The 10954-nt window shown below is 58.2% G+C and carries 6 protein-coding genes and 1 pseudogene; 2 read left to right on the top strand and 5 right to left on the bottom strand.

Translation table 11 applies throughout. The features are described from left to right. The 5 genes and pseudogenes from HMPREF3101_RS12385 to HMPREF3101_RS03005 all read right to left on the bottom strand — a co-directional run. A pseudogene (locus tag HMPREF3101_RS12385) lies at window positions 1-2954 on the bottom strand (DEAD/DEAH box helicase family protein); the annotation flags it as partial. Window positions 2955-3092: 138 nt separating this feature from the next. Continuing rightward, window positions 3093-3719, bottom strand: coding sequence for a copper chaperone PCu(A)C (locus HMPREF3101_RS03020; RefSeq protein WP_070462448.1), 627 nt, complete (start codon window positions 3717-3719; stop codon window positions 3093-3095). Window positions 3720-3837: 118 nt separating this feature from the next. Then, window positions 3838-5091, bottom strand: coding sequence for an ATP-binding protein (locus tag HMPREF3101_RS03015; protein ID WP_070462447.1), 1254 nt, complete (start codon window positions 5089-5091; stop codon window positions 3838-3840). A gap of 97 nt (window positions 5092-5188) precedes the next feature. Then, entirely contained in the window at window positions 5189-6337 is a 1149-nt protein-coding gene (menE, locus tag HMPREF3101_RS03010; protein WP_083280053.1) for an o-succinylbenzoate--CoA ligase, read from the bottom strand. Window positions 6338-6429: 92 nt separating this feature from the next. Then, window positions 6430-8073: an AbgT family transporter gene (locus tag HMPREF3101_RS03005; protein ID WP_141737329.1), complete on the bottom strand. Its 1644-nt coding sequence runs from the start codon at window positions 8071-8073 to the stop codon at window positions 6430-6432. A gap of 257 nt (window positions 8074-8330) precedes the next feature. Between HMPREF3101_RS03005 and HMPREF3101_RS03000 the strand changes: the two genes are divergently transcribed. Continuing rightward, on the top strand, window positions 8331-9686 hold the full coding sequence (locus tag HMPREF3101_RS03000; protein WP_070462446.1) for a M20 family metallopeptidase: 1356 nt from the start codon (window positions 8331-8333) through the stop codon (window positions 9684-9686). A gap of 560 nt (window positions 9687-10246) precedes the next feature. After that, window positions 10247-10453, top strand: a complete 207-nt coding sequence (locus tag HMPREF3101_RS02995; protein ID WP_070462445.1) for a hypothetical protein — start codon at window positions 10247-10249, stop codon at window positions 10451-10453. The last annotated feature ends 501 nt before the right edge of the window (window positions 10454-10954 follow it).

Raw genomic sequence — 10954 nt, 5'->3', positions numbered from 1 at the left:
GGGGGGGGGGGTGCGCTTTCGCAGCGTTTGGCGGCCTCAGCCTGCAACGCGTTAAACGTCGTTTCGATATTGACTGCCGCCACGTAATACGCCAGCAACATGATCTCGGTCGCGTGCAACTCGTTGGCGTACTTGCGGGCCAGATCCTTCGGGTCGATCAACCCGGACTGCAGCAGGCGGACCATAAACGTGCCGGTGCCCGTAAACGGATCCAGGATGTGCACGCTCTCGTCCGTAAGCCCGCGGCCGAAGTGCTTCTTCGACACGTCATTGGCAGCGCGCAGGATAAAGTCCACGATCTCTACTGGGGTGTAGACAATGCCCAGTTTGTCAGCGTCGCGTTTGAACGCTTTTTGGAAGAAGCGCTCGTAGAGCTCCTTGATTACCTGCTGCTTCCCGGAGGCGCTTGTGACCTCAGAGGCGCGCACGCGCACCGAGGCGTAAAACTTCTCCAACGAGTCAGTCTCAGCATCGAGGTTGCTGTCGTCGAGGGCATCAACCATGCGCTGCATGACTTGGGAGACCGGATTATGGGCGGCGAAATCGTGATCGCTGAACAGGGCGTCAAATACCGGGGCGGTAATCAGGTGCTGGGAGAGCATGCTGATCGCCTCAACTTCAGAGATTGAGTCGTTGAGGTTGTTGCGCAGGCCCTCAACAAAGCGCTCGAACTCCTGTTGAAGTGTCGGGCTGGCGTTTTCAAGGAGTTTGTTGATTCGGGTGATCTGGCTTTCTGCGATCACCGCAACATCGTCGGCCCAGTCTTCCCAGTAGGTTCGGGTGCCTACCTTGTCCACCAGCTTGGTGTAGATCGCTTCCTGCCACGGCTCAAGGGAGAACAACGCAACCTGCTGGGCGGTGAGCTCGTTCGAGTCAAAGCCGGCAACCTGATCCTGCTTATCCAGTTCGGCCTTGGCGTCCTTATCTTTACGCGGGTCCGTCACCGGGTCCACAACAATCGGCAGTTCATCCTGCAGGTTGTCGTTCAACGAGATCGAGTTCACCTTGGCGTTGAAACGGTCATCATGCGCGCGAAGCGCGTTGAGGATCTGCCAGACTACCTTGAAACGCGTGTTGTCATTCAATGCCTCAGAAGGGGATTTCCCCGGTGGCACTGCCACGGGAAGGATGATGTAGCCATAGTCTTTACCCTCAGACTTACGCATCACTCGGCCCACGGACTGCACCACATCCACCATGGAGTTGCGCGGGTTGAAGAAGATTACGGCGTCCAGGCCCGGCACGTCCACGCCCTCAGAGAGACAGCGGGCGTTGGTCAGGATGCGGGTTTCATCTTCCTCCATCGAGGCTTCCAGCCAGGAGATCTTCTTTCCGCGCTCCATGGCGTTCATACCGCCATCCACATGTTGGACGGCAACGGAAAGATCCACGTTGTGCAAGGAAACGTCATTCGTCGCGGCGTGTTCGCGCAGTGTTTCCTGGTGGCTGGCAATGAGCCCCGGGTAGGTGTTTGCAATCAGCTTGGAGGTCTTAATGTCCTTCGCAAACGCAACGGTGCGCCGCATCGGAGCAGCACCCTCATCAAAGCCACCCTTGGCGCCCTGCAGTTTTCCGGAGCGTTTCGCCAACGCGTTCCACGCACCGATCATCGCTGACGCCGTGGTCAGGTTCATACCCTCTTGGGTGTTGCGGGCCATGGCTTCTGCGGCAACGTCCTCGTCCACTGTCATGACCAGGACCCGGTAATCAGTCAAAAGACCCTTGTCCACGGCCTCGCCGAAGCCCAGGCGGTGGAACTCCGGGCCATAAATCGCCTCATCATCCATGGACGCAATCTCGGCGGAGTGTTCTTCGGCTTTGGTCTTTACGGTGTCGTCGAAAAGCCGTGGCGTTGCGGTCATGTACAAACGGCGCGCAGCCTTGATGTAGTCGGCATCGTGGATACGCACAAAGTTCGACTCATCCGCACCCGCAAGCGTTACACCAGTTGTGCGGTGAGCCTCATCGCAGATGACCAAATCAAAGTCATCCAGGCCTTCCGCCAGTGCATCATGCACCGCGGGCAGTGATTGGTAAGTGGAAAACACCACGTTCAGGCCCTTGGCGCGTCTGCCGGAGGCAAAGCGATCCGCAATGTCCTTGCCGTTGGTAGATACCGGCACCTCAAGGTCATAGGAAGCGATATCTTCTGCTTGGCGGCTGGCCTTGTTATCCGAGCACACCGCGAAGCTCTTCAGATCCAAGCGGGCTTGCGCAGTCCACTCCCGCAGCGTCTGTGCAAGCAGCGCAATGGAAGGTACAAGGAACAGAACGCGTGCGCGGCCGCCGTTGTCCTCCGCCACACGCTCTGCAAGCCTCAACGCCGTAAACGTTTTACCCGTGCCACAGGCCATGATCAGCTTGCCGCGGTCATGTGTAGAGAACCCTTTCATGACCTTGTCAATCGCTTCCTGCTGGTGTGGACGCGGCTCAAATGTTTCACGACGCGACAGATTGATGTGAATCTCCGAACCGGGAAACACCACATCCCAGTTCACTGGAGACTCCGCGATCTGGCTGTAACCAATACGGCTTGTGGGAATCTGCTGGTTTTCTAGCGCTGCCTCGGCGTGCTTCGACCACTTATCAGTTGTGGAAATGATGTAGCGGTGAGCAAAGTGCTCTACTGCAGACTCGGTTTCAAACGAGCGACCCGACGCCTCAAAAAACGAGTCGATGTTCTGCTTTTGAATACTGGTCGTGGGCTTGTAAAACTTCGCCTGGATGGCGACCCACTTACCGTCATCACGCCGGCGCGCCACCAGGTCAATACCGGTATCCGTTTGGCCGCCGTTGTAGCGCCACTTATCCCACCGACACACCTCATCAAACTCAGCGGAGAGTACCGGATCGGTTTGGAAAAAGTTGACCATCAACTTCTCAAACGCAATGCCGTACTTGCCCTGAGGCTGGTTATCACGGAGTTGATCGAGGACTTCACCGAATGAGGACATGCGCTACATTTTGCCCTGAACGCGCGGTGCTGTTGGCGTAAGGGCAAAGAAACCCCGTAAGGGGTGCAAGTGATGCGTCCTTACGGGGTGGGGCGGCGCTGGGTGGGGGTACGCGCAGCGCTAATAAGCAAGAAAGCTCTAGTGCTTGTGCTCGCCGTGGCCGAGGTCGCCGTAGTCCTCATCGCCCGGCAGCATGGTGCGGACAGCAACGTCCTTGACCTCAGAGGTGGTGCCGTCGGCAAACTCCAGGGTCACATCGACGGTCTCGCCTGCGGCAACCTCCGGCTCGTAGCCCATGATCATGAGGTGCTCAGCGCCCGGCTTCAGCTCAACCTGGCCGCCAGCCGGAATGGTGATGCCGCCCGGCTTCTCCTGCATGACACCGTTGACAACCTCATGGATCTCGTACATCGCGTCACCCAGGGACGTGGTGAAACCAGTTAAGGTGACATCCTCATCGCGGTGGTTCTCCAGCACACCGAAGATGGCGGTCATGGCAGAGCCGCCCTCAGCGTCAGCGGCAGCCTTCGCGCGCACAGTGCCGTCATGCAGGTGGACCTCACCCTCGCCCATCTTCTCTGCCTTCTCAGCAGCGCTTGTGCTTGCCGACGCCGCCGTGGTCTCCGAAGTCGCAGCCGCGGTGGCTGCCGAAGACTCAGCAGCGGTGGTAGCCGCTGCATCCGTGTCAGCGTTGTCGCTGGAGCATGCGGTCAGGGACAGAGCGATCGTTGCGGCGGTGACAAGTGCAAGTGCAGGGCGCTTCATAAAACAGCTTCCTCCGTAGTTTCGGTCCCGGATGGGTTCCGGGATTGTTATTAATTAGTCGGATGGCGGCGCGGGGTAGTTCCCGGGCGGAAACTTTGGCTACCCCCGACGGTGGGGGCTAGGCGCCGAGGACAGCGAGCGGGATGACATGCACACCACTTGGCAGCGTGTATGCGTATTCGGTTCCTGTGATGATGGCGAGATAGGAGGGGGATCCGACTTTTTCGGTGTCGACGCGTTCGTCGCGAAGCTTCAGCAAATTCTTCTCTGCTTGGGGGATCTGTCGGGCCCCAAGCTTGACTTCACATGCGCCCCACTTGCCGTCCTCGGGGTATTCAATAATGGCGTCAATCTCTAGCCGAGTGTTGTCACGGTAGTGATACACCTGGCCGAATTCTGCCGACGCCAAGGCGCGAAGGTCACGCACCACCATGGACTCAAAAACCTGTCCGAAATACTCAGGGTCATTTGCCAGCCTTTCCGTGCCGATGCCCAGCGCGGCACAGGCAAGGCTTGGATCTGCAAGATGCAACTTTGCTGAAGTGCGTAGGCGAGATTTGGAACGCAATGCCACACTCCACGCAGGTAGCTCGTCCAAGATGAATACACGGGCCAGGGCGGCGAGATATTCGGAAACGGTTTTTGGGTCCACAGAAGAATCGGGGCCTGAAATGTCTGCCGCCAGTGTGCGAAGTGTTGCCTCTCCTGCGATATTGCGAGCAATCGATTCAAGCAGGCGCTGAACCTTCAGCGCATCATGCCGCACACCATTGCCCTGGGGGATATCCACCGCGTAAGTGTTTTCAAGGTACGAGCGGTTGAACATAACAGCCTGACGTGCGCTTGCCCCTAGCAGCCCAGGCCAGCCACCACGAACAGCTTCTTCCGCAAGGTCGTTGTAGCTCAGTTTTGATACCGCACTTACTTTGCTTTGTGGTCCAAGCGAAGCCAGCGAAACGGCACCTGAAGACGCTCCACTTTCAACGAGGCTCATCGGCCTCATGCGGATTCTTCCAAACCGGCCGGCACCGGAATGCCTCGTTGTATCTTCGGAGGGAGTTGCTGAACCGGAAAGGATAAACTGGCCACGCTGACGGCGATCATCAATTTCATGCCGGATCGCATTCCACAGTGACGGTGCCAATTGCCACTCATCGACCAGACGGGGTGTCGGTCCATTCAAAATTGCGGCAGGGTTCAGGTCCGCTAACTGGGGTAGTTCAGGTGAACTGTCAAGGCGCACAGAGCTCTTCGATTGCTCAAGTGCGGTAGATGTTTTTCCGCAGCCTCGTGGTCCCTCAATTAGAACTCCGCCCATAACAGCAAGAAGTTCTTGTAATTGCTGGTCAGCAACCCTTTGATGGTAGGACATGCCATCACTATACCCGTTTTTGCAACGTTTTTGGACCCGCTTCTGCAACGGTTCTATACCCGTTTTTGCAACGCTTTTGGACCCGCTTCTGCAATTTCTAGAACAGTCCGCGCACTGCTGGGCGGTCTACTTTGCCCGGGCCCAACAGTGGCAGTGCCGGTACTGGTTTCAGGTCTTTCGGAATCTGCCAGCGGGGTAGTGAGCCTGCCGCGCTGAGTTCATCAAGATGATCCAGGATGTCTGCCACGCTGGCGGACCCTGTGTAGGCGGCACAGATGCGCTGGCCAAGGCGAAAATCCTCGACGCCGACAACACACGCACTGGTCACTCCCGGGATTGCCAGGAGGACGCGCTCAAGGACCTCCGGGTGAAGCTTCAGCCCGCCGGAATCGATCACGTTGTCAATGCGGCCGTGGATGCGCAACACACCGTTTTCTAAAGCGCCCGCATCGGACGTGCGGAACCAGCCGTCCCGCAGATCGGAGGCGGCATCCGGCGACGCCCCGCGGTAGCCGCGCGACACCATCGGCCCGCCAAGGCACACGCGCCCGCCTTCCACACGCACGCGTGCGCCGGGGAGGGGGCGCCCGTCGTAGACGCAGCCGCCGGAGGTTTCGCTGGAGCCATAGGTGGTGACCACGTTGATGCGCAGCTTGCGCGCAGATTCTAGAAGTTGTGGGTTGGTGGCGGCGCCGCCGATGAGGACGGCGTTGAAGCGTCGTAAAGCATCAATGCCCTGCAACGTCGAAGTGGCCTTGGCTAGCTGCATGGGGGTCAGTGCTGTGTAGGTGCGCTCGCCGGTGTCAGCCAGGTCGTGGGTGCGGGAGGCGAACTCGGAGATGTTGAAACCGTGCGTGAGGTTGAGCGCGGCCGGTGTGACACCGGCAACCATGCTGCGCACCAAGACCTGAATGCCTGCGATGTAGGCAGCCGGCATAGCAAGCAGCCACTGGCCCTCGCCGCCCAGGGCCTGGTGGGTGGCATCGGCGCTGGAAATGAGGTTTGCGGCTGTGAGCATCGCGCCCTTCGGCGTGCCCGTGGAGCCGGATGTGGCTATGACCAAGGCGATGTCATCGTCGATCGGCTGACCCACGCCCTGTGTGTTGCGCAGCAGGTTCGTGCGCGTCTGGTCCTCTGCCGGAGTGGGCAGCAGGGTGCGTTGGCCGGTCAGCGCCTCTTCGAGCGCGGGCATAAGCGCCAGCGGATCCGCCGGGTCAACAGGGAACAACTCAAGGATGTGCGTCACGTGGGATAAGGGTAGCTGCGGAAAGTGGGGTGGGGGTCACTCCCACACCGGCAACGCATGCCCGCCTACTGCTTCTGCATCCGCTATTGCTGTTAGGGCAGGAAGATTGAGGCACCTGGGCCAAGCGGGAGGTCAAAGATGTACCAGACGAACAGCAAGGATGCCCACGCAACCCAGAACGGAACAACAAAGACAATCAGACGCGACATCAGTGTGCCAAGCCCTGCCTTCGGCTCGTAACGACGCAACAGTGCCAAAATCACAATGATGTACGGGTTGAGCGGGGTGATGATCTGCGTTGCGGAGTCACCCACACGGAACGCGGCCTGCGTAAAGCCCGGCTCAAAACCAATGAGCGCGAACATTGGCACGAACACGGCTGCCATCAGCGTCCACATGGCGGAGCCGGAAATGACCAGCAGATTCAAGCAAGACGCCAAGATAATAAACGCCAAGATAGCGCCGAACCCGGTGATGCCCATAGACTGCAGCGCTTCGGCGCCCTTGACGGCGGAGAAAGTGCCGATGCCGGACCAGTTGAACAGCGCAATGAACTGCCCCAAGATGAAGGCCAAAACCAGGAAACCAAGCAAGTCACTCAGCGCTGAGGTCATCATGTCTACCAAGTCTTTGATGTTCTTGACGGTGCCCACGGCTTTGCCATAGACAATGCCCATGACAATGAAGTAGGCGAAGACAATGAACACGATGGACTGCAGCAGCGGTGACTTAGGCAGGAATCCGCCCTCTTCATTGCGCCACGGGGAAGCCGGGATCAAAACCGCAAAGAGAATCACTGCAGTAAGCAGCGCCATCGCGATCGCGCTTAAAACCAGCCCGCGTGATTCTTTTTTGGTGAGCTGTGCGGAGATCTTGTTGCCGTCGGCGTCAGTATCTTCATCTTCGCCGTCCACAATCTCTTGTGAAACGTCGAGTTTGTACATGCGTGGTTCAAGAATCTTATCGGTGATGAAACCAGAGATAAGGCCAAGCAGGATCGAAGCCGCAATGTTGAAATAGTAGTTAGATACCGGGTTGACCTCAGTGGCCTCGATGCCGGGCAGGGTTTCCATCACGGCGTTAGTAATGCCAGCGAACAACGCGTCAAGAGAAGTTGGGACTAACGCGGTTGAGTAGCCAGCGCCGACTGCGGCGAAGCCACCCAACAAACCAGCGACCGGGTGACGCCCAGCTGCCTTGAACACCATCGCGGCAAGCGGAGGGATGACCACAAACGCAGCATCCGCCATGATGGAGCCTGTCACGCCGATAATGCCAACGGCGTAGGGCAACACCGTACGGTTGGCGGAGCCGAACAGTTTGCGTATCAGCGCCGAAAGCATGCCGGAGCGCTCTGCGACACCCACCGCGAGCATGATAGGCAGCACCGTGACAAGCGGCGGGAACCCTAGATAGTTCGGGCCTAAGTTGGTGGTGAACCACGCAAGGCCCTCACCGGTGAAAAAGCCCTTGATTGCCACTGGGTCTTCGCTGCCTGGCACTTCCACTACCGCGCCCATCCACGCCATGGCGGTGGAGATAACGGCGGTAATCAGGAAGAGGAGAAGAAAGAGCGTGAATGGCTCAGGCAGTTTATTGCCCAAATACTCGATGCCGCCGAGAAAGCGGTCCATGGCGGTCTTCTTCTCGACGGCACCTTGCTTGTTAGTGGCGGCGTCATCCGGCTGACCGGTAGTGGCCGGACCGTCGCCTGCAGTGATCTTCCTCGGATTCATGCTCCATTGTTATACCAGTCACATTTGCCTGTGCGCTACCTGAATCCGTATTTTTCTTCAACGGGTCCCGTGGGTGCGGTGCGGATCTTCTGGGGTGTTCGGTTTGGGGGTGTGCGGCGAAGTGGGCTGGCGCTCGCGGGCGCTCAGTGGTGCTCGCGGGCAGCAAGGCTGGGCGGGAGAGATTTTGCTAGTGTCGGAAAACAAAAATCTTGCCCCAATGAACTTGCCCAAAAACCGACGAGCTGAGTTGATACTCCATGAACAACCCATTTGCACGCACCGAGCCGACGAAGCCTTCAAGCGCGTTTTTGGAACGCATGGATGACGTTGTGCAACGACGTCTTGCCGCTGCGGACACACAGTTCACAATCCAGGGCGGCTATGAACTGCGTGAGCAGGTATGGCGTGAGGTGAAAGCGCGCGTCGAAGCTGTGCGAGATGACCTTGACTTCATCATCCGTGACTTGCACGCGCACCCGGAAGAGGCGTTTCAAGAGCATCACGCACAAGCCGTAATTGCCGGAATCCTGGAACGCCACGGTTTTGAGGTTGAACGCGGCGCACACAATGTGGAAACAGCGCTACGGGCGCAGTGGTGCAGTAGCGACTACGACCCAGACGTCCACCCGACAATCGCCGTGTTGGCTGAATACGACGCCCTGCCGGGCATCGGTCATGCGTGCGGGCATAACGTGATCGCCGCGACTGGAGTCGGCGGCTTCCTAGGCGCGGTGGGCAGCGGTTCAGGGCGCATTGTCTTTTTAGGAACCCCAGCGGAGGAAGGCCACAGCGGTAAGGAATACATGGTCCGTGGCGGCATGCTCGACGGTGTAGATGCGGCAGTGATGATCCACCCATTTTCCTACGACTTGGTATCCCACGTGTGGGTGGGGCGCCGCACACTCACAGCCACGTTCAGGGGAGTTGCGGCGCACGCATCGATGCAGCCGTATATGGGACGAAACGCCCTCGACGCAGCGACACTTGCCTACCAGGCGATCGGTTTGCTGCGCCAGCAAATGCCGCCATCCGACAGGCTGCATGCCATCATCTCCGACGGCGGGGCACGTGCCTCAATCATCCCCGAAACAGCCACCCTGCAGCTGTATGTCCGCTCCCTCTACACCGAAACACTGATGGATTTAAGCCAGCGCATCAACGACATTTTGGACGGCGCCGCGCTCATGACCGGCACTGCCGTCAACGTGCAGTGGGACAGCCACCCTATGACCCTTCCCGTGCGTAACAATGAAGTGCTCGCCGCACGCTGGGGTGCCACGCAGGCGCAACTGGGGCGTGAAGCATTACCGGCTGGGATATTGCCGGACTCACAGGCCGCCTCAACAGACTTTGGCAACGTTTCCAACCTTGTGCCCGGCATCCACCCATTAGTCAAAATTGCGCCGGAAGGTACCGCACTGCATACCACCGAATTCGCAGAAGCCGCCATCTCGCCCGAAGCATCTAGTGGTGCATTCGATGCATCTGTGGGCCTGGCCCAAGTCATTGGAGACTGCCTGAATGACCCGCGGCTGCTGGAAGCGGCTAAGCGAGAGTTTGCCGCCACCGGAGGAGACGTTTCCGTAGCGGATCTTCTGGGCAAAACGGAATAGTCGGCCGCCCGAGTGCTCGGCCGCTCGGCCGCTTAGGTGGATCCGCTGGTATCTGCCGGGTCCGTGGGTGTGGCTTGGGGGACGGGGGAGCAGCAAGCCTATTGACGGCGATCAACCCGACCTCGTTTCACTGCTCTGCCGGTGTGGTTAGGCGTTGAAGGTCCCCTTGGCACTGTGATCCGTGGGCTTGAGCGTTTGGTTGAGGAAGGTTCGGCACTGCTTGGAGCGAAGGCTAGAGATTTTTGTGAGTAGATGCTCGGTCAAAGCCTTAGGAACTGAAAATCTGAGCTTCTGACTGGGCATCTATTCACCAAAACTCTGACTCCCTACCAAAGGCCCTCGCAGTAGCCCCACCAAAGGCCCCAGCAGTAGTCCAACCAAAGGCCCCAGCGTCACCCTAAGTCACACCCCTAGTGCTGCCCCTAGGTAAGGCGTGGCCTGAAACATTGCTGGTCACGGAAATAGATATGACGTTACTTGCCGCACAAACTCGCCTTCCTTGTGGTGTAGCACACAGTTTCCTATGGTGAGCAAAAATCGGCAGAAAGGACTGAGGCACCTTGAGTGACATCACCGTTTCCACACAGGGAGTATTCGCTCCCCTTCATTTCCCTGACTACCGGACAACGATTAAGCGCAACCCGGTCAATGACCTGGTTATGGTTACTCCGCGTCTGGGTGAGTTGACAGGCCCGGTGTTCGGCGGCTCCGAAATCGGCGAACTGAACCGCTGGCTGCCATGTGATCTGTCTTGGTTCAACGGGTAGGTGATGAAGATCATCCTTGGCGTTGTGACCTGTGAGTTTTGGGGTGTGGTGGTTGGTACATCCGCACGGCCACAGCTGTCTCCGGGGCAGCCGTAGTCCAGGCGGTGGGGCTGAGTATGACGGGTGGAAAAAGTGCAGCAGGTCGGACTTTTTCAAGCGCAAGTTCGCAACCCTATCGACGGTGCTTAACGTAGCCTTGATCAAACCTGGCCTTGCTCTGCCGGTTAGTCCCGATAGTAAATAGGGGCAGCGTTGATGCTCTAATCTCGGTTAGCGCACAGCGTGTCGGCCTAGGATCGCGGACGGGTTGCAGGCAAACAGTTTTGGGTAATCCGGTCCCGTATCTCCGCCTGGATGGGGATGAACACCCGTGTGCCGTGTGGATGGTTCGGGCTCGTTGAGGTGGAACGTTGAACCACCACCATATATGTGAATTTAATGTGAGTATGTGTGGCGGTGGTATCTTTTGCTTTAGGGTTTACTAATATTTCCTTTCACTTG

Origin of the sequence: Corynebacterium sp. HMSC29G08 (assembly GCF_001806875.1) — a bacterium.
In the GTDB taxonomy this organism is placed as follows: Bacteria; Actinomycetota; Actinomycetes; order Mycobacteriales; family Mycobacteriaceae; genus Corynebacterium.
This window is presented reverse-complemented; position numbering and strand designations above follow the sequence as displayed.